The 18,039-nt window shown below is 56.1% G+C and carries 16 protein-coding genes and 1 pseudogene; 11 read left to right on the forward strand and 6 right to left on the reverse strand.

What is annotated here, in order from left to right:
- Positions 1 to 27 precede the first annotated feature (27 nt).
- Positions 28 to 1,815: a CocE/NonD family hydrolase gene (locus ACFQUU_RS21680; protein WP_382250205.1), complete on the reverse strand. Its 1,788-nt coding sequence runs from the start codon at positions 1,813 to 1,815 to the stop codon at positions 28 to 30.
- 357 nt (positions 1,816 to 2,172) lie between these two features.
- Between ACFQUU_RS21680 and tnpB the strand changes: the two genes are divergently transcribed.
- A complete protein-coding gene (gene tnpB, locus ACFQUU_RS21685; RefSeq protein ID WP_382250206.1) occupies positions 2,173 to 2,310 on the forward strand; it encodes an IS66 family insertion sequence element accessory protein TnpB in 138 nt (45 codons plus the stop codon).
- Positions 2,297 to 2,969, forward strand: a pseudogene (locus ACFQUU_RS21690) (IS3 family transposase); the annotation flags it as partial. The gene tnpB and the pseudogene ACFQUU_RS21690, both read left to right, overlap by 14 nt.
- 165 nt (positions 2,970 to 3,134) lie before the next feature.
- Here the strand turns inward: ACFQUU_RS21690 and ACFQUU_RS21695 are convergent.
- From ACFQUU_RS21695 to ACFQUU_RS21710, 4 genes are read right to left on the reverse strand one after another with little or no spacing between them, the layout of a single operon-like run.
- A complete protein-coding gene (locus ACFQUU_RS21695) occupies positions 3,135 to 3,944 on the reverse strand; it encodes an ABC transporter permease (protein WP_382250207.1) in 810 nt (269 codons plus the stop codon).
- Positions 3,941 to 5,158: an ABC transporter substrate-binding protein gene (locus ACFQUU_RS21700; RefSeq protein ID WP_382250208.1), complete on the reverse strand. Its 1,218-nt coding sequence runs from the start codon at positions 5,156 to 5,158 to the stop codon at positions 3,941 to 3,943. Before ACFQUU_RS21700 ends, ACFQUU_RS21695 begins: the two co-directional genes overlap by 4 nt.
- Positions 5,151 to 6,134, reverse strand: a complete 984-nt coding sequence (locus ACFQUU_RS21705; RefSeq protein ID WP_382250209.1) for a PQQ-dependent catabolism-associated beta-propeller protein — start codon at positions 6,132 to 6,134, stop codon at positions 5,151 to 5,153. Before ACFQUU_RS21705 ends, ACFQUU_RS21700 begins: the two co-directional genes overlap by 8 nt.
- A 51-nt stretch (positions 6,135 to 6,185) precedes the next feature.
- Positions 6,186 to 6,941: an ATP-binding cassette domain-containing protein gene (locus ACFQUU_RS21710; protein ID WP_382250210.1), complete on the reverse strand. Its 756-nt coding sequence runs from the start codon at positions 6,939 to 6,941 to the stop codon at positions 6,186 to 6,188.
- 552 nt (positions 6,942 to 7,493) lie between these two features.
- Between ACFQUU_RS21710 and ACFQUU_RS21715 the strand changes: the two genes are divergently transcribed.
- From ACFQUU_RS21715 to ACFQUU_RS21725, 3 genes are all read left to right on the forward strand, one after another.
- Positions 7,494 to 8,501, forward strand: coding sequence for an ABC transporter substrate-binding protein (locus ACFQUU_RS21715; protein WP_382250211.1), 1,008 nt, complete (start codon positions 7,494 to 7,496; stop codon positions 8,499 to 8,501).
- A 77-nt stretch (positions 8,502 to 8,578) separates the two neighbouring features.
- The gene (locus tag ACFQUU_RS21720) at positions 8,579 to 9,259 is read left to right on the forward strand and encodes an ABC transporter permease (protein WP_382250212.1); all 681 of its coding nucleotides are present in this window, start codon (positions 8,579 to 8,581) and stop codon (positions 9,257 to 9,259) included.
- Complete coding sequence (locus tag ACFQUU_RS21725) at positions 9,256 to 10,023, forward strand: ABC transporter ATP-binding protein (RefSeq protein WP_382250213.1); 768 nt, start codon at positions 9,256 to 9,258, stop codon at positions 10,021 to 10,023. The genes ACFQUU_RS21720 and ACFQUU_RS21725 overlap by 4 nt, the downstream gene beginning before the upstream one ends.
- A gap of 835 nt (positions 10,024 to 10,858) precedes the next feature.
- On the opposite strand, the gene ACFQUU_RS21730 is transcribed toward ACFQUU_RS21725, so the two are convergent.
- Positions 10,859 to 11,884, reverse strand: coding sequence for an alpha/beta fold hydrolase (locus tag ACFQUU_RS21730; protein ID WP_382250214.1), 1,026 nt, complete (start codon positions 11,882 to 11,884; stop codon positions 10,859 to 10,861).
- 36 nt (positions 11,885 to 11,920) lie between these two features.
- Here ACFQUU_RS21730 and pqqA point away from each other — a divergent pair, with 36 nt between their 5' ends.
- The 6 genes from pqqA (at position 11,921) to ACFQUU_RS21760 (ending at position 18,013) form a co-directional block, all read left to right on the forward strand.
- Complete coding sequence (gene pqqA / locus ACFQUU_RS21735) at positions 11,921 to 11,995, forward strand: pyrroloquinoline quinone precursor peptide PqqA (RefSeq protein WP_382250240.1); 75 nt, start codon at positions 11,921 to 11,923, stop codon at positions 11,993 to 11,995.
- 70 nt (positions 11,996 to 12,065) lie between these two features.
- Positions 12,066 to 12,998, forward strand: a complete 933-nt coding sequence (gene pqqB, locus ACFQUU_RS21740) for a pyrroloquinoline quinone biosynthesis protein PqqB (RefSeq protein WP_382250215.1) — start codon at positions 12,066 to 12,068, stop codon at positions 12,996 to 12,998.
- On the forward strand, positions 12,995 to 13,711 hold the full coding sequence (gene pqqC, locus ACFQUU_RS21745; protein ID WP_382250216.1) for a pyrroloquinoline-quinone synthase PqqC: 717 nt from the start codon (positions 12,995 to 12,997) through the stop codon (positions 13,709 to 13,711). The genes pqqB and pqqC overlap by 4 nt, the downstream gene beginning before the upstream one ends.
- Positions 13,712 to 13,722: 11 nt before the next feature.
- On the forward strand, positions 13,723 to 13,986 hold the full coding sequence (pqqD, locus tag ACFQUU_RS21750; RefSeq protein WP_382250217.1) for a pyrroloquinoline quinone biosynthesis peptide chaperone PqqD: 264 nt from the start codon (positions 13,723 to 13,725) through the stop codon (positions 13,984 to 13,986).
- A 1-nt stretch (position 13,987) separates the two neighbouring features.
- Entirely contained in the window at positions 13,988 to 15,190 is a 1,203-nt protein-coding gene (gene pqqE, locus ACFQUU_RS21755) for a pyrroloquinoline quinone biosynthesis protein PqqE (RefSeq protein WP_382250218.1), read from the forward strand.
- 942 nt (positions 15,191 to 16,132) lie between these two features.
- A complete protein-coding gene (locus ACFQUU_RS21760) occupies positions 16,133 to 18,013 on the forward strand; it encodes a sigma-54-dependent Fis family transcriptional regulator (RefSeq protein WP_382250241.1) in 1,881 nt (626 codons plus the stop codon).
- Positions 18,014 to 18,039: the final 26 nt, after the last annotated feature.

An 18,039-nucleotide genomic window follows, 5' to 3' on the forward strand; every position in this document is an offset into this window, starting at 1 on the left:
AAAGGCGAACCTCGCCCAAGCAACGCTTTACTCTATGAACGGCATGCTGATTGTCAGGTCCGTGACATTGACATTGACTGGCGTACGGCTGTACACCTTGTAGTAACGAGGATGGAAACCATACACTATCGCGGCGATGCTTTCACCGGGCAGGAGAGATGTACTCATTCCAGGTAGGTCGAAGGACTTGTCACCGAAACCTTCTACCGGTGTAACCTGATCGTGCAGAACTTCACGCGAGCCATCGGCACGAACACGCACCAAGCCAACAAAAACGATCGGCGCGTTGGCACCTGCATCTGTCGGAGACGCCGCAGCCACCTTCATGGATACTTTTGGAATACCTACAATTGTCCGCTTCGAGGAGCTGGCGGATACAAGGGTAGCTAACTTGCCGGCGTCTGGGGCAAACAGCGAAACGGTAGCAGGCGAAGTAAGCAATTCCAATGGCGCTTTGTCAATCAGAGAGCTTAGTGACGCAGGCAGACCGGCTGTCACACCACCAACCTGCGCAGCGAAATTGCTTCCTCCGCGTTTAAATATTTGTCCGTTCGCTTGCGCTGTAGCAGATGCAACTTCGTAACATCCACTTTCAACGCTTTCGCCCGTGGTGCGTAACGCTTTGCCATCGTCCAGCACCACACGAATGTCAGGCAGAGTTAGGTACCGGTTCGAATTAGTAGCGTCCAGACGTGAATCCACAAGGTTTTGTGCAAGGAACGAGAACTGCAGTCTTGCAACAGAAAGAGAGTTATTACCACACGAAATCCTATTCTCCTGTACTGTTTTAGGAGCCGTAGGAATGAGTGCATCGTAGGTATGCCATGCCCGGATACCCAAGAATTTTGAGTTAGGATTAGCTTTGCGAAGGCACTCGAAGTTGTTAATACCCTCGGTGAGGTTGAACAACGTATCGCCGGCGCCTTGAATGACAAAACTCGGGATATTGGGCCGGGTCATCCTGGTCGATTTGCCTTCACAATAGGAAGCCGGAGAATGCTGGTACAGCTCCGTTAGTGCGGCATCATTGACCTTACCGACTGATAATGCTTCGCCTAGCGCTTGTTGTACAAAGGGCGATGCCTTATCGGTAAACAGCAACGCCCCCCAAAGGCTCTTCGGCTTGTCGAAAAGGGTTGTTGACAGGTTATACCAAGTTACTGCAGGAACCATTGCATCAATACGCTTGTCCACGCCTGCGCCAATTGTTTGGAAACCGCCGCCGTAACTTCCACCCAGCGTCCCGACGACGGGATCCAATCTGCCATCTGCAGTTTTGCGATAGGAAAGGCGAGTGAGGTTTTTTTCAGCCCAGTCAATAATGGCTTGAATGTCTTTGCCTTCGATTGCCGGATCTTGAATATTGGCTACTCCGCCGGATTGACCAAACCCGCGCTGGTCAAATGCGATGACATACCAGCCTTGAGTCGGTTGTGCCCCACCCTGAGGACCTTCAGCCAAGGCGAGCTTGGCGCCCTGTTGCACGAGCTCAAGGGTGTCCTCAGCAGCGGTATCCAGGTTTTTAATGCGCTCATTTCCCCAGCCCGGCCCAGTGATAACTAACGGCGCTGAATTGCCTTTAGCAATACTGGGAGCATATACCGTAAAGGCGATGGGAGTGCCGTCTGCCGATGTAGTCGCCGCATCAAAACGCGTCGCGGCCTCGGCGTTGACATCGTCTGTGCGCATGACAAGGCTTGAAGGGTTTACGCGAACGGAAGGCGACGCACCATCGCCACTTCCTCCGCATCCTTGCAAACCGAGTGAAAGTGCAATTGCTACTGCATGATACAGTTTTGAGAATTTGAATGACATGCCTGTCTCCTAATTGTTCTACGTCGTTCGATCGTGGATGCGAGAATAGCCAGAGATAGGGTCACATTTTTACGGGAGAAAGAATTGAATCTATTTGACATCCCGGAAAATGGAAATGCGCGGTATGATGGTTGACGGCGCGCCACAGCGAATAGGGTTTATTGCCGATGGTGACGAAGGCTTCATCCAGATGTCAGGACGAGCCGGGAGATGGCTGCCGCTGTTTGACCCGCCACATGACGTGCGCAGCAAACTTGTAGCACCAACGCCGGATGGTTGGCCACTGAACCACTGGACATGCGGGCAAGCACAGAGAAATAGCTAGCCCGTGTGGTCAAAGTGTTCAGAGCCGCCCGCATGCACCATGCCTTTCTGTTCGTCAACAGGAGCGGCACACGAATGAGGGTGCTGATCTACGACGGCTTGAGAATCTTGCTGGCGGTACGCAAGTTCAGTCTCGGCCACTTCGTCTGGTGCAATGGTCTTAACGGTTAGCGTGAATGGGTATCGGACATGAAAGCGCGGTGGCATACCCGAACGCGAACGCCTAAGCGACTAATAGTTGCTGGCATTAATCCGGACCATCCATGCCGAAGTCATGAGCGCATACGGCTCGTGGCGCATGACGGCAGAGATACGGGCACGCGGGTTCCCGGCCAGTAAAAACCGTGTAGCGAGGCTCATGCGCAAACAGGATATCCGGACTCGCCACAAGTTCCAATATCGTACGATAACCGACTCCATGCGCAAGTTGCGGGGCTACCAACATGCTGGACCGCCACTTTGCACCGAGAGCACTGAATCAGGCCCCAGTGCGAACATCACATACGTGTGGACCGATGAAGGTTACCCATACTTGGCTGTTGTACTGGACTTAATTAACCGAGAAGGGGTCGGCTGGTCGATCTAGCCACGCACCATGACCGATATCGTCATCGACGCTCTGGCCATGGCGTGGTTTAGCTGCAAACTGGTGTCAAGTGCTCGGCATCATTCCGACCGCCCAGTACGAAAGCCACGATCACCAACACAAGCTGGCCGAATACAGCATGTGTTGCACAAGGAGTCGCAAGGGAAATGCTGGGACAGCCTCCACTCCATTCTTCAACAGCCCGAGGAATAGAGTGGTTCCTCCACGGCGCTACTCAAATCATGAACCGCTCAGGCCGACGGAGCAATTGCGTCCGCTGCGAATACTGTCCATCTCTATAAGCGCCACCTTACGGATTTGAATGCAAACGACGGTGAAATCCTCGGGCTTTCCGGCGCAGACGGAAGGCCCGGAAGTCTATTAGCAAGTTGAAAATCCAGAAACACCTTTAAGTCGGGCTTCTGGCAGCCCGGATTAATCCACGCTGCGGATTATAGCCGGCCACAGCCAGGCAGAACATAACGACCGTCGTGATGCCAACGACGAGCAGCGACGTCTTCTCCAGCTGCCCGTACAGCGCAAAGCGCAGCAGCTCGACCGCATGCGTGAAGGGATTGAGTTGGGCCACGGTGTAGATCCACTCGGCTCCGGATTCCCGGACCTTCCACAACGGATACAACGCGGAAGACAGGAAGAACATCGGGAAGATGACGAAATTCATCGTGCCGGCAAAATTTTCCAGCTGCTTTACATGCACGGAGAGCGCCAGCCCCAACGCGGCAAGCATGACCGCGCCGAGCAAGGTGACCGGCAGGCCAATGAGCAGCTGCGTCAGCGTCAGATCGACGCCGAACAGCAGCACCATGGCGAAGAAGGCCACCGCCTGCAGCATCGACAGCAAAGCACCAGCCATCAGCTTGCACATCAGCAGCCAGGCGCGGGGCAAGGGCGCCGTCAGCAGCAGCCGCATCACGCCCATTTCGCGGTCGTAGACCATGGCCAACGATGACTGCATGCCATTGAACAGGCAAATCATCATCACGAGACCTGGCACCATGTACACACGGTACTCGATATAGGTTTCATACGGCGGGACGATGGCCACGCCGAATACGTTCTGGAATCCTGCCGCAAATACCACCAGCCACAAGGCCGGCCTGACGAGCGACGAGAGCAGGCGTCCCGGCTGCCTGAGGAACTTGTGCACCTCACGCCCGCAGATGGCACGCAACGCAAGGATGGCGTGGCCGGCTTTCATTGCTTTCCGCTCTCTGTGGACGAAGCGCCCATCGCACTGCACGCCGATTCCCGCTCATCCGCCCCGAGCGTGTCGAGATTGTTCTTCGCATGCAGAAAACCGTCGAACGGCGCGACGCCGGCGATACCGCCGCCAATACCGCCATGGGCGAGGAATATCGGCTGGCGCAATTGCTGGTCCCAGGGGCGGAAGGACAGGCGGGCGCCCTTGAATCCATCCAGCACCAAGTCCGCGCCGCGCAGCATGCGCTGGTGCTCCCGGCTGTCGGGTGAGCGCAACGCGACATCGACGATTGCCTTGGTCGCCATCCAGGCTGCCCAGTCGGGCGTGGACATCCAGCGGCCCGACGCCTTTCGGAAGCGTCGATTCAGCTGCGGCGCGCCGTGACGTTCCCATGAAGCGTGCCATGCTTCCGGCACCAGCCCCGCGCTGCCGACCACCGGACGCGGCGCGACCGAGGCGTAGGGAACCTGGCGCGCAAATTCACCGTCGGGATCGACGACCCAGATCACGTCGGCATCAATGCCGGCGGTGAGCAATGCGACATTGCCCAAGTCGTGTTCGCGCGGATCGTTGGATAACTTGAATGTCTTGACCGCAGCCAGTTTCAATCCGTAGCGCTTGATGGCTTGCCGGGCAGCGCCGATGGCCGGCTGGTCGTCAGCCAGAGTACTGGTCAGGAGCAACACCTTGTTCCACTTGCGCACCGTCAGGAACTGGGCGATGGCGTCGCTCCTCATCGCATCATCAGGCAGTGTATGGAACAGGTTGGCCGCGCATGCCTCGCGCCGCAGCCGCGCCTCCGGAGCCGAGACGTTGAACAGCAACACATCCTGCCCGGCGACCGTCTTCGACAGTTCTGTCAGCGATGATCCGGGCAGGTCGGCCAGGAAATGTCGGACGCCTTTCTTCGCAAGCGCCTCGATCTGCGCACGGGCATCCCTGGCACTGGCCGCTGGCACCTCTTCCAGCATGACACGGAGATTGGCCTGTTCAAGCTGGAAGGCGGATTCCGCAATCGCGAGCTCCGCGCCAGCCTTCGGCCGGCCCATCGCCTGGCCGGGATAAAGCTTGTCCAGCCGCTTGCTTTCATACCGCGGGTCAGCCGGATCGAACACGATGCCGATCTTCAGGTCGCGCGCCTGTACGGTGCAGGCGAGTCCCAGGAGCGTAAGGCTGACGGCGAGCCGCAGGGTGCGGAATGCTTCAGTCATCGACCACCACGCTGTGCGGCACCCGGCCTGCCTTGACGGATTTCACTGCGCGCCCCTTGGCGATATCAACAACCGACACATCGTCCGACAGTCCATTGGCGACATACAGCGTCGCTTCATCGCGCGACAGGCCCAATCCCCACGCACGTTTGCCAACCAGGACCAGGTTGCGCACGGCCCGAGTCCCTACATCTACCACGGCCACATGATTGGCCTTGCCCAGGGCAACGAAAGCGGTCTTGCCGTCGCGGCTCATGGTGACGCCGACCGGAGTGATGTCGTCAGCGCGGAAACCCTTGGGTTCGAAACGGACGGTATGGGCAACGGTATGGTCAGTCGTACGAATGATGCTGACCGATGCACCGAGTTCATTGGTCACCCACAACTCCTTGCCGTCGGGCGTCAGCGCAAAGCGGCGCGGGCGCTTGTCGACTTGGATATTCTTGATCACCTTTCCGCTCGCCGTATCGATCACGTGGACCAGGCTGGCGACTTCCGACGTGACATAGATGATCTTCCCGTCTCTGGAAATCAGCACACCTTCAGGTTCCTCGCCGACCTTGATCTCCTTCGACACTTTCTTGCTCGCCAGGTCGACCGCCACCAGAAGGGCATCATCTTCATTAGAGAAATAGAGCGTCTTGCCATCGGGCGAAAGGTCGAACATCTCCGCGCCCTCCTGCAGTTTGATCTTGTCGACGACCTTCTTTGCCGCGACATCGATGATGGCGACGCTGCCGTCGTCACCGCACAAGACCAGCAATTTTCCCTTGTCCCCGGTCAGACGCATGTCGCGCGGCCGCTTGCACGTCTTAATCACCCCGACCTGCTGCTGCGACTTTGCATCCAGCACGGTGACAGTGTGGTCCTTCTCGCTGGAGATGAAAACATTGCCGGGCTCCTTGGCGCTCGCGGCCATTGCACATGCAAGCAACGGAACGGCAAAGAGGATAGCGGTGCGAAGCGGTTTGTTCATTGTCAGGTCTCCCTTTCTTAATTATTGGATAAATACGTTACGGCGCCGCCTTTACGCTGCCCCGGCTTCGGCACCTATCTCCGGGGCGCCCTGCGTCAGGTGCAAAAAAGCTTCCGTCAGTCCAGCATGCCCGTTCAATGCCAGCAGTTCCTGCGCCCGTCCATTGAATTTGACCGTGCCCTTTGCCATGACCACGATGCGATCGGCTGCTTGCGCCTCGTCGATCAGATGCGTTGCCCACAGTACGCCGATGCCTTCGGCGCACAAGGACTTGACGTCGGCAAGGATCTGCGCTCGCGACGCCGGGTCGATACCGACGGTGGCTTCGTCCATCAGGAGCAGTTTCGGACATGTGAGCAACGCACGTGTCAACTCCACCTTGCGGCGGTTGCCGCCGGAGAGGTCACGCGCCTTGTCTTGCGCGCGGTCGCTCAAACCGAAGCGCTGCAGCCAGTGCGCGATACGGCGGCGGGCTTCCCCGCGCGGAATACCGTGCAGGTCCGAATGGAACTGCAGGTTGGCAGCGACCGTCAGGTCGAGATCCAGCGCGGGCTGCTGAAACACGATTCCCAGATGCGACAGTGCGGCAAGCGGCTCTGTCGCAAGGTCATGCCCGACAACCTGCGCCCTGCCCCCATCGGCGCTGAACAGGCCGGACAGCATCTGGAACAGCGTCGTCTTGCCGGCACCATTCGGACCAAGCAAGGTGATGAATTCTCCCTCGCCGACAGTCAGGCTGATGCCCGCGACCGCCTTGCGCGCGCCATAGGATTTGCTGAGTGCGTTGATTGTCAGTGGTAGCGGCATGGCCGTTGTCCCGGAGTGTCTCCTGGCGCTACGTCTAGCAGGTTTCATACCACTGTGCCGCGCACGTGACAAATCGAGTGCAGAATAGAGACGTACTTTAATCTTTCATTCGTTCCAAATTCTTTAGAGCGACAACTGGACGGCTCCGTCCTCCTGTAAGGGAGAGAACTCGGGCGGGGATGGAAGATTTGAAGCATTTTAAGTTATGTCTCGAGCGCACTACCCCTATCCCAATCTTCCCCTGCAAGTAGGGAAGAGCTGTCAGAAGCTGCTTGAACAGTCACTGGAAATGCATGGAGAAGACGTTTTTTTCCCTGGCAGAATCCGCACCTTTGCAGAGGGGGCAGCCAAATACCCATCCCTTTTTGGCACAGATGTTGCGCTCCAACGGTACAGGTGTGTCGTTCTGACACACCTGTACCTCCAGAATACCTCCAGATTTGCGCTACCGGGACGCCAGCGGCGGCAGAAAGCGTACAGGTACGGCAATTGCTATCCACTCCGTCCAGAAGCGATGGCTTCGACTTCATCCAACGTTTGGGAAACGCATTCATGCATCATCGATATTTGCACCACTTCCTGATTGCCCTGGTGACGCTGTCGCTGACCGCGATTGCGCACGCCAACCCCAAGCCGGCCGTCGTCCGGGTCGGCGTGCTGGGGTTCGGCACGGTCAACTGGGAACTGGATGTCATGCAGGTACACGGCCTGGCGAAGAAGCGCGGCGTCGAGTTGAAGATCGTTCCGCTGGCATCAGCGGATGCGCCGACGGTGGCGCTGCAGGGCGGCGCGGTTGACGTCATCGTGGCCGACTGGATCTGGGTATCGCGTCAGCGGGCCGAGTCGAACGCTTACACCTTCGCCCCATATTCCAATGCGGTCGGCTCGCTGATGACGGACCGGCACAGCGGCATCAAGTCGCTGTCCGACTTGAAGGACAAGAAAGTGGGCATTGCCGGCGGCCCGAACGACAAGACATTGCTGCTGTTGCGCGCCTATGCGCAGCGCAAGCTGGACCTTGACCTGCCGCGCCACGTTAAGCCGACGTATGCCGCGCCTCCCCTGCTGACCGAACTCGCACTGCGCAACCAGATCGATGCCGCGCTCAACTACTGGCACTACGCCGCGCGGCTGGAAGCCAGCGGCATGACGACGCTGATCGACATGCCCGAGATCCTGAAAGGCCTGGGCATCGACAAACCGATTCCCTTGATCGGATGGGTATTCCACGAGGAGTGGGCATTGCGCAACGCCGATGCGGTGAAAGGATTTCTCGCCGCCTCCTATGAAGCAAAGGCCATCCTGGCCGGCTCCGACGCGGAATGGAACCGGATCAGGCCGAAGATGCGTGCCGAAAACGATGCCGTCTTCGCCGCCTTGCGCCGCGGTTTTCTGAAGGGGATTCCGACATGTTCAGACCAAGAGACCATGACCGCGGTTGGCAAGACTTTCGGCATCCTGGCCGAGACCGGCGGGACCCAACTAGTCGGCAGGTCATCGGAACTGCCGACCGGAACTTTCTGGCCAGGCTTCCGGCTGCCGCCATGCTCCGCCGGTTGAGCGCACATCGCATTTCGTTCGCCTTGGCCTGGCCGAGACTCGCGCCCCTGCTGCTCCTGGCATGCATATGGCAAACCTTGTCGATCACGCTCGACAGCAAGAGCCTGCCGTCGCCGGGCTCGGTACTGCTGACGCTGCAGCGGGAAATCGTCGATGGTGAACTGCTGCTCCATCTCGGTAAGACTCTCGGGCGCGTTGCCGTTAGCTTCGGGCTCGCGATGGTCACCGGAGTGGCGCTCGGCATATTGATGGGCCGCTCCCCTCGCTGGGACCGGCCGCTCGACAGCCTGGTCATCCTCGGTCTCAACACCCCGGCGCTGGTGGTGATCATCCTGTGCTACATCTGGTTCGGACTGACCGAGACGGCCGCCGTCCTTGCCGTCACGCTCAACAAGCTGCCCTCCGTTGCCGTCAGCATCCGCGAAGGCGCACGCGCGGTCGACACCAAACTACTGGAAGTTGCACGTATCTACCGGCTGTCGCGCCGCGACACCCTCTTCCAGATCTACCTGCCGCAACTCTACCCCTACCTGTTCGGCGCCGCCCGCAACGGCCTGTCCCTGATCTGGAAGGTCGTGCTCGTGGTCGAGCTGATTGGCCGCAGCGACGGCGTCGGCTTCCGGCTCGGCAGCCTGTTCCACTTCTTCGACATCGCCGGCATCCTCGCGTACACGCTGGCATTCATGCTCGTGATCTTCAGCATCGAGGCGTTGCTTCTCCGCCCGCTGGAAACACGGCTTCACAGGTGGCGCGCATGACTCCGCTGGCAATTGACATTCTTCAAAAGGATTACCGGAACGGCACGCGCGCCATCGAGAGGCTGACCTTTCACGCGAGTCCGGGTGAATTCGTCGCAATCGTCGGCCCTTCGGGGGCAGGCAAGACCACCCTGCTCAACCTCGTCGCCGGTCTCGACAGCGAACTGGACGGGACAATCCGTTTCGGCACGGCGGACGATGCCATGCACGCACCAAAGACAGGTTTCATGTTCCAGGAGCCGCGCCTGATGCCCTGGCTCACCGTACGGCAGAATCTCGAACTGGTGGTGCGACCCTATGTTGCCAACGGGACGCTGCCGCTGGACGACGAGCACCTGAGACAATTATTGAACAGTGTTGGCCTTGAGGGCTGTACCTCCATGTTTCCGGATCAGTTGTCCGGGGGCATGAAGCGCCGTGTCGCGCTGCTGCGTGCCTTCATCATCGAACCCCGTTTGCTGCTGATGGATGAACCGTTCGAATCCCTCGACAGGCCGACGGCCGACCATCTTCGTGCGCTGCTGCAGGATCTCTGGCTGCGGACCAGGCCAACCGTGCTGTTTGTCACGCACAACCTGAACGAAGCGCTGTCCCTGGCTGACCGCGTCCTGTTCCTTTCTTCACGTCCTTCACGGGTGATTCTGGATTTTCATGTGAAGGTGGCAAGGCCACGCGAAATGGGTGGCGCTAGCGTGCAGGCGCTGCATGACGAATTGATGGCGCTTTATCCGCGCCTGTTGGAAGGAATTGTTGCGGAGGCGTGAACTGATCCCTATTTGCAATCCGGCGGGTACTTCCTGCTGCTTCCCCGTGATTAAGGTAGACAAGTCGGAGGTGATCAGTTCTTGATTTTTCGGGACACCTCGGTTCCAACAATTCGATGGAAAGTTGGAAAAATTTTTGCAGCTTCCTAACGATGATCATGGAGTGTGCGATGTTGGACATAGTGAGAAAGGCGGCGGGGCAGGACTGGACGGAAGAGCTCAGCGCCTTTCGCCGCATGTGAACATACTCGATATAACAGCCAGCATGTCCGTTTTCCATCCGGTAGAACCCGTTTCGCTTTTCCGCCCTTCTATGAGTCGTGTCAAGGTCTTTTGCAGAGACGCTCTTAGCTGGACTGTGTCCATTTTTGAGCGGTATGGAGTTTTGTCCACATGGCTACCCTCCATGCGATTCTAACGCATCAAATTACCCGCTTACCCCTTCTGTGCTACGTTTGCAAACAGACACTAAGCCCTTCTCGCAGCGCCTCTCAATTCGCGCATATATACTTACTGGCCTCTTTACCTCCATGCCCCCTCATCTGGCCAGTCGCGTACATCGTTAGGCAATGGCCGGGTAATATATGTAAATTCAACATTCGCTTCAAACCTTGCGCTACAACGCGGGCATTTGATGACTCCAGGTTGAATGCGATCGCTAGGAGTTGCACTCAAGCGCTCCATTAAAAAAACAAAGCCACATCGTTTTTCCGAACATTTTTCCAAATGAAGAGACATGGACGCTTTAGGCAAGTGAAAATCAAAGACGTAGAGAATAAGCTTTTTGTGAAAATGCATAACAAGTGTTTTGCACCGTAAAACGCAGTCGCATTTTTTATATATCCGAAAGCGCCGCCATTTCAACACAAGAGCTGATCGCCTTCCGCAGTGCATTGCGGATTAGTGGATCGGAGGCCGTGTGAGTACCGCGTGCCACCCATTCCAGCCGTGCCTGAGGCATCCAACGCTTAATTATGGCCGCGTTGCGCGGCTGGCAAATCCAGTCGTGAGTCCCATGGATCAAGATTGTCGGAATGTTTGACGCACGCTTGGCGGCACCGGCTAGCGCCGTCGTGTTGGTAAAGCATTGCTGCGACAGGTAATGTGCCTGCAACCGGTATTTTGATAACCACTTCGACAGCGGTGGCTCGCGCCCCCCAGCCAGAGTGCCGAACATTGCGTGCATTACACCTTCTTCATATCGACCCCAGCGTAAGGCGGCGTTCTCCTGCTCCATCCTTGTTCCGTTTTGGAGCATCGCTGCCAAAGTTTGGAACACCTCGCATTGTTGCATTGTGGACCAACCGGCGGTCAGTTCTCCCCATGCCTTAGGTACCAGCGGTTTCAATTTCTGAAAAAACCAGTGGACATCTGCATCAGCGCCTAGAAAAGCTCCGCGCAAGATCAGATTCGAAACTGCGTCCGGCATGTGGCCGGCATACAGCAAGGCCAAGCAGGCGCCCCAGGAACCGCCGACGACGCTCCAGCGCTCAATCCCCAAGGATTTGCGTATCATTTCCAGATCGTTCACCAGCTCAGCAGTGGTATTGCCATACAAAGGATCAGCTGCGGTGCTTCTACCGGCTCCACGCTGGTCTACCAATATGACGCGCCAGCATTCAAGGTCGAACCACTCCAGCATGGAAGGATGACATCCGCTACCCGGTCCTCCGTGTAACACGACTACGGCAGGTGCATTTTCCCGTCCATGCTGGGCAACGTAAAGACGGTGGCCATGTCCGACGCTAAGAAAGCCATCATCAAATGGGAAACTTGCTTGCTTGGGCATAGATGTTGCGTTAAGGAGATTCGATTGCATGACTGTTTCACGTCTAGAAGTTTGAAACAGATAATCGATCAAAAACCATACCACCTATTTTTATTCAAGGAGATCACTATGCAATGGTCAAAGCCCGAGTTTACCGACCTGCGTTTCGGATTCGAAATCACGATGTATATCTCTAACCGCTGATCGCTTCACGCAGCGCCTGGCGAGGCGCCTCGCGGAAAAAAAGAGTGCGCCTCGCATACCGGACATCACCATGAAAATTCGCGTACTTGGTTCAGCGGCTGGAGGTGGTTTTCCTCAGTGGAATTGCAATTGCCGCAATTGTGATGGCGTACGGCATGGTCGAATTCGTGCACGCAGGCGTACGCAATCATCGATCGCCGTCACGGTTAACGACGTAGACTGGCTACTAATCAATGCTTCACCGGATCTGCTCGCGCAGATCGGCGCATCTCCGTCGCTGCAGCCAGGACGCTACGCGCGCGACACTGGAATCGTCGCGGTCGTCTTGATGGATGCACAAATTGATCATGTGACGGGATTGCTGATGCTACGCGAGGGGAAGCATCTATCAATCTACTGCACGGCGTCGGTATGGAAGGATTTGACCGAGGGCTTGTCGCTGACTCGTGTACTGTCCCACTATTGCGACATTCAGTGGCATCCAATTGAGATGAACGACACGATGCCGCCCGGGGAAGGAAAGCCGTTCACATTACCGCAACTTGAAGGAATCGACTTCATTCCAGTCCCTTTGAGTAGTAAGGCGCCCCCTTATTCTCCGCATCGAATGTCACCTTCGCCGGGTGATAATATCGGTCTGATAATCAGGAACGCACGTACCGGAAAATCGGCTTTTTATGCGCCAGGACTCGGCCAAATAGAAGCTCATGTGGAGTCCGCAATGCGGGCAGCGGATTCCGTACTGGTCGACGGTACCTTCTGGCGTGACGACGAAATGATTCGACTGGGCCTGTCCAAAAAAAGGGCCCTCGATATGGGTCACCTCCCGCAATCCGGACCTGGCGGCATGATAGAACTACTCGACAGTCTAGGCGACCGTCGGAAAATACTCATCCACATTAACAATACCAACCCGATCCTTGACGAGGATTCGCAAGAGCGAGCAACGCTTGCGCGCGATGGCATCGAAGTTGCGTACGACGGTATGGAGATCGCCTTATGACCACCACCCCCGGACAATTTATTGCTGAGGTCGCACCGTGGTCGCGTGAAGAATTTGAAATGCATTTGCGTGCCAAGGGCGAGCGCTATCACATTCATCATGCTTTCAATGTGAAGATGAACAGCGGCCTACTAACACCCGACCAAATTCGCGGCTGGGTTGCCAACCGATTCTATTACCAACTTAACATTCCCAACAAAGACAGTGCCATCCTCACAAACTGTCCAGACCGGGATACGCGACGGAAATGGGTACTCCGCATACTTGACCATGACGGCTGGGAAGGCAATCCCGGCGGTATCGAAGCCTGGTCACGCCTGGGCGAAGCGGTCGGTATTTCACGCACGGACTTGTGGTCGCAAAGACATGTAGTTCCTGGAGTGCGCTTTGCAGTGGATGCTTATGTCAACTTCGCGCGGCATGCACCGTGGCAGGAAGCAATCTGTTCTTCGCTGACCGAGATGTTCGCGCCGAAAATTCATCAGCAGCGGCTTGCGAACTGGCCACAACATTATCCTTGGATCGACCCGGAAGGCTTGCATTACTTCCGTAGTCGTATCTCCCTGGCTGAACGCGATGTGGAGCACGGTCTGCAAGTCACGCTCGACCATTTCCTTACGCGTGCTCAGCAGGAGCGAGCAATACATATATTGGAGTTTAAGCTCGATGTACTGTGGTCCATGATGGATGCGATCGAGCGCGCCTATCCCTGAGGAGAAACGGAATGAGCATCGCCACTGAAAAACCTCGCCTATCCCGTCTCTTCCGTCTGCAATGGGAGGAGGTACAGGGAGCATACGTGTTGCTGTATCCCGAAGGGATGGTGCAGTTAAACGATAGTGCCGCGCAAGTGCTCAAGCGTTGTGACGGGCATCGCAATATCCGCCAAATCGTGCAGGACCTGGAACGGGCATTCTCCACTAGCGGATTGCGGCATGATGTGGAGGATTTTCTGCAGGTGGCCATCGAGCGCGGTTGGGTGGTGTGACATGGCTGCCACTCTTCCCGTCACGCCACGGCACCCGCTGTGGCTGCTTGCAGAAGTGACTTATCGCTGCCCCTTGCATTGCGTCTTTTGTTACAACCCGGTGGACTTCGCGCGACATGACAAGGAATTGACCACTGCGCAATGGTTCGATGTTATGCGGCAAGCGCGGACATTGGGCGCGGCCCAACTGGGATTTTCCGGCGGAGAGCCGCTGCTGCGCGATGATTTGGAAGAACTAATAGGCGAAGCGCATCGCCTAGGGTACTACACCAACCTGATCACCTCCGGCATCGGTCTGACCGAAGTAAGAATAGCACGCATGAAAGAACTGGGCCTTGATCATATCCAGCTTTCCTTTCAAGATTCCACCCGCGAAATGAATGATTTTCTGTCGAGCACGCGCACCTTCGAACTCAAGCAGCGGGTAGCGAGGTTGATCCAGCAGCATGACTATCCCATGGTACTGAATGTCGTGCTGCATCGACATAATCTGGATCACGTGGACCGTATAATCGAGATGGCAATCGACATGGAAGTCGACTATTTAGAACTCGCAAATACGCAATACTACGGCTGGGGAATGGTCAATCGAGCGCAATTGATGCCGACGCGCGAGCAGCTTCAGCGTGCTGAAGAGACAGTCAATGCCTATCGCAGAAAGCTAGGGAACCGCTTGCGCATCCTGTTCGTTGTACCAGACTATTTTGAGGATCGCCCGAAGGCTTGCATGAACGGCTGGGGCTCGGTATTTCTGGCCGTGGCCGCGGACGGCACCGCCCTCCCCTGCCACGCTGCACGCTCGCTGCCTGGCATAAACTTTCCCAACGTCATGACCGAAAGTATTGCAGACATATGGCTGCACAGTGATGCCTTCCAGCGTTATCGCGGCAGCGACTGGATGAAGGACCCTTGCAAAACCTGCCCTGAACAGAAAAAGGATTTCGGTGGCTGCCGATGTCAGGCTTATGCATTAACGGGTGATGCTACAAATGCCGACCCCATCTGCAGCAAATCGGCACATCATGACGATATTCACAAAATTGTGATTGATGCGCAAGCGTTGCAATCACGTCCAAGAAATGCTGAGGAACACCCTTTAGTATTTCGCAGCAAGACGAATTCGCTTGCTCTTACCGATAAGTTGCCGCTCACATCGACACCCGGATCTGGAACGGAAAAATTATTTCGTAGAGGACAGGAGTGAGGCGGTTACTAATTGACGGCTGCCATGCTTCATAAGCAGTTACGATGCCAACCCTTTTCGGCACTACCTTGAGAAAGCAAGAGAGATGTCGCCCGACTTGTCTATAGGTTTAACTTTTGCCAAATAGAAAAGCTTTCGATGACACAAGCTTTGATCGGGTGTATGAAAGCTGGTGGAGTTGAGGTACATAAGTCTTCCTTCTACCGGGAAGTTGAGTCTGCCTTCGTGCCCTTCCATATCTCCTTAAGTAGTAATCGTGCCTGACCAATGGCCTCGGCACAACATTCTGGCAGCCACGTTGCCATGTACGGCATCATATCCATATAGCCTGATTGTTCGACACATGGATGATCGCCACAGCGGCGGCAAGCCTTATTCAAAGTGCACTCTTCAATAAGATTTGTACTAAAAATCAAGAGCGACGATGTTGAAAGCGCCACGATTAAACCGTACGTTACTTCTCTTCATGGAACTTTTGTAGAAGGAACGAATTTTGCTCATGGAAAGCAGGGGGCAAACACGTTCTGTAACAGAATCAGCCAGAAAGTTTGCTCTAGTAGAATCATCTAGTTGTGTAAGGTATGAATAATATAACAACTTTCACGGGCTAACGGTCGTAGTATACAAAAGAGATACGCGGCTTGAGCAGTATTGTCCGGTGTATGATCTATTTCACGTGCGTATGTAAAAAGAAGCGGCTACAACCGGCGGCAGATTGTGTCACAACAGGACTGCTCCAAATTGACACAGCGTCACAATTTGGAACGCTAGTTAAAAGAGCCCACCGCACGCGATTCGGCGAAGGAGACAATGGTGGAATACAAAAATGTAGACGCGCCGCTGGCGGTTGGCGATATCCGCGTGCAGGCTAAGCAGCCTGGGCACATAACCAGCGCTGCAAACCCTCGGTTTGGCATACTTCCTGCTGACGATCACAGCATCATGGTAGAAAAATCACACGAGCGATCCGCCGCGTTCGGTTTGAGTACGATCGACAAACCTGACTTTAATCCCCTAGCCAAATCCGACCTATCGGCAGTGATCGAGCAAAACCAGGCATTGCACACCTATGCGCTGCCGGTCATGGAAACGCTGTACGAGCAGATCGTCAACACCCATAACATGGTCATACTGACCAATGCGCAGGGTGTGATCATGCATGCGCTGGGCGACGACGACTTCCTGGAAAAAGCCAATCGGGTCGCACTAACGCCTGGCGTCGCATGGTCCGAGCAACTGCGCGGCACCAATGCGATTGGCACTGCGCTCGCCGAAGGCGTGCCGACGCTGGTCAACGCTGACGAACATTACCTGCGCGCCAACCATATCCTCACTTGTTCGGCAGCTCCTATCTTCGATCCGCGAGGCGCGGTTATCGGCGTGCTTGATGTCACCGGCGATTGCAACACTTTTCATCGACACACGATGGGACTGGTGCGCATGTCCGCGCAAATGATTGAGAACCAGCTGTTCACGGCCGCTTACCAGGACGGCATCACGCTACATTTTCATAGCCGACCGGAATTCATTGGTACGCTCATGGAAGGCATTGCTTCCTTCACGCCTGGAGGACGTTTCATATCGGCCAACCGCAGTGCAATGTTCCAGCTTGGCTTGTCACCACAGGCACTCAGCGTGAATACGCTTAATTCCCTGTTCGGTCTGGGCGTGCCTGCGCTATACGACCATTATCGGACCGCAGCACCCGGTCTGCTGAACATGTGCCTATCGAGTGGCGTTCGTGTCTACGCACGGGCGTCGGTCAGGCTTAGCAATAATACTATCTTTAGCAGCGAGATCGGCCACCCCGTAGCGCCTGCGGGGACGGCGAAGCAGCATGCTGCCATCACCGAGAGCGAAACTTCATACAGGCTTTCCAGCCTGCGCTACCTCAATACCGGCGATCCACAGATGACTGCCATCATCACCAAACTCAACAAGGTGAATGGACGCGACATTCCGATCCTGATCACAGGTGAAACTGGCACTGGCAAGGAATTGTTGGCGCAGGCAGTGCACAACGATTCTCCGCGTGCACACGGTCCCTTCGTCGCGGTCAATTGCGCCTCGATTCCAGAGACGCTGATCGAATCGGAGCTGTTTGGTTACGAAGACGGTGCCTTCACCGGCGCGCGCAAGAAGGGCAGCACCGGCCGTATCCTGCAAGCCAACGGCGGCACGCTGTTTCTTGACGAAATCGGTGACATGCCCCTCAACCTGCAAGCGAGGCTGCTGCGTGTGCTGCAAGAACGCATGGTGACGCCACTGGGTAGCGCCAAGTCGATACCGGTGAACGTATCGGTGATCTGCGCAACCCACCGAAACTTGCGGGAAATGATTGCCGGTGGGGAGTTCCGGGAAGACCTTTACTATCGCCTCAACGGCCTTGTGGTGAAGCTACCGCCGCTGCGTGAACGGACCGATTTTGAAATAGTGGTCAACAAGCTGCTTGCAGCCGAAGGCAATGGCGAACATTATTCGATCTCCCCTGATGTAATGCAGATGTTTAAACAACACAACTGGCCGGGCAACTTCCGGCAGCTGAGCAATCTGCTGCGTACTGCAATGGTCATGACTGGAAATGACGGCGAAATTCGCATGGAAGACCTTCCCGATGATTTCCTTGATGATGTGAAAAGCTTGAAAAAGGAAGTTCCCGCACAATTGACAGTCGCCGTCGATCAGGCTCCCAACCATACGACGCTGGAAGACGTGGAACTGTCAGTGATCCAGAAAGCGCTGCAAGCGCATGGCGGCAACGTCTCAGCCACTGCGCGGGCGCTCGGCATTTCACGCAATACGATCTATCGAAAGATCTGCTGATATTTCGTCGCGTCGATGCATCCGAA

This window comes from Herbaspirillum sp. GCM10030257, assembly GCF_042666555.1.
GTDB lineage: Bacteria > Pseudomonadota > Gammaproteobacteria > Burkholderiales > Burkholderiaceae_D > Noviherbaspirillum.

Excerpts from the sequence above, each read along its gene's own strand:
- ACFQUU_RS21680 (WP_382250205.1), bottom strand. The coding sequence starts at position 1,815 with ATGTCATTCAAATTCTCAAAACTGTATCATGCAGTAGCAATTGCACTT.
- tnpB (WP_382250206.1), top strand. The coding sequence starts at position 2,173 with ATGCACCATGCCTTTCTGTTCGTCAACAGGAGCGGCACACGAATGAGG.
- ACFQUU_RS21695 (WP_382250207.1), bottom strand. The coding sequence starts at position 3,944 with ATGAAAGCCGGCCACGCCATCCTTGCGTTGCGTGCCATCTGCGGGCGT.
- ACFQUU_RS21700 (WP_382250208.1), bottom strand. The coding sequence starts at position 5,158 with ATGACTGAAGCATTCCGCACCCTGCGGCTCGCCGTCAGCCTTACGCTC.
- ACFQUU_RS21705 (WP_382250209.1), bottom strand. The coding sequence starts at position 6,134 with ATGAACAAACCGCTTCGCACCGCTATCCTCTTTGCCGTTCCGTTGCTT.
- ACFQUU_RS21710 (WP_382250210.1), bottom strand. The coding sequence starts at position 6,941 with ATGCCGCTACCACTGACAATCAACGCACTCAGCAAATCCTATGGCGCG.
- ACFQUU_RS21715 (WP_382250211.1), top strand. The coding sequence starts at position 7,494 with ATGCATCATCGATATTTGCACCACTTCCTGATTGCCCTGGTGACGCTG.
- ACFQUU_RS21725 (WP_382250213.1), top strand. The coding sequence starts at position 9,256 with ATGACTCCGCTGGCAATTGACATTCTTCAAAAGGATTACCGGAACGGC.
- pqqB (WP_382250215.1), top strand. The coding sequence starts at position 12,066 with ATGAAAATTCGCGTACTTGGTTCAGCGGCTGGAGGTGGTTTTCCTCAG.
- pqqC (WP_382250216.1), top strand. The coding sequence starts at position 12,995 with ATGACCACCACCCCCGGACAATTTATTGCTGAGGTCGCACCGTGGTCG.
- pqqD (WP_382250217.1), top strand. The coding sequence starts at position 13,723 with ATGAGCATCGCCACTGAAAAACCTCGCCTATCCCGTCTCTTCCGTCTG.
- pqqE (WP_382250218.1), top strand. The coding sequence starts at position 13,988 with ATGGCTGCCACTCTTCCCGTCACGCCACGGCACCCGCTGTGGCTGCTT.
- ACFQUU_RS21760 (WP_382250241.1), top strand. The coding sequence starts at position 16,133 with ATGGTAGAAAAATCACACGAGCGATCCGCCGCGTTCGGTTTGAGTACG.